The organism is Candidatus Infernicultor aquiphilus (assembly GCF_002784285.1).
Classification (GTDB): Bacteria; Atribacterota; Phoenicimicrobiia; order Phoenicimicrobiales; family Phoenicimicrobiaceae; genus Infernicultor; species Infernicultor aquiphilus.
This window is the reverse complement of the sequence record NZ_PFKO01000309.1, coordinates 1,669-2,401: the sequence shown is the minus strand read 5'-3', so window position 1 is coordinate 2,401 and position 733 is coordinate 1,669. Positions and strand designations below refer to the sequence as shown.

1 protein-coding gene is annotated in these 733 nt (G+C 42.0%); it reads right to left on the bottom strand.

The window, feature by feature from the left end; genetic code table 11:
• The coding region (locus tag COZ07_RS08600; protein WP_406608155.1) for a PAS domain-containing protein at positions 1–519 on the bottom strand (519 nt) is incomplete at its 3' end.
• Between the last annotated feature and the right edge of the window lie 214 nt (positions 520–733).

Sequence of the window (733 nt, the reverse complement as noted above, 5' to 3'; positions counted from 1 at the left end):
ATGGACCGGAACTCCTAACTGATGCTCGACCGCTGCATTACAATAAATGTGCTGCAGATCCAGGTTAAAACGGACGATCATATCCGGGGCATTTTCGACTAAGGTGGAAAAGTTCTTTTCACGTTGCCGTAGTTCTTCTTCAGTCTTCTTATTCTCGGTAATATCACGGAAGACCTCGGCGAAATAGCCGGGCTGGTCGCTGTAGGCGATTACGTCGTACCAGCGATCTGTCAGTTCAAAGTACTGTTGGAAACGGATGCTCTGACCGGTAGCGGCTACTTGACCGAAGACGCTGATCCAATCAAAGCCTAAACCCTTAATTCCCGGATATACTTCTGTCACCTTTTTACCGATAACATTTTCTCTTGGAAACCCGGTCAGGGTCTCAAAGGATAAGTTTACCTCTAAGAAGATATAATCCAGCGGTTTTCCGGTGTTATCCAGGACCATTTTACAATAAGCTAATCCATCAGGCAGGTTCTCTATCAGTAAGCGATATTGGTCTTTTTTTTGATACATAACTAGCGCCTCCGGGTAAGTGGCAAGGGCACAATTCATTGTGCCCCTACAACTTTTAAACTGTTTGGTAATCTGCCTTTTTTAACCTGACTTCCAATATATTATTTTTATACCTCTTGGTAAAACTTTTTGCCTTAACCACTGTGGGTATAGGAATTTCTTTATGATAATTTTTATCTGCATCAATAATAAGTTTATTATTCGCCACCCTTAA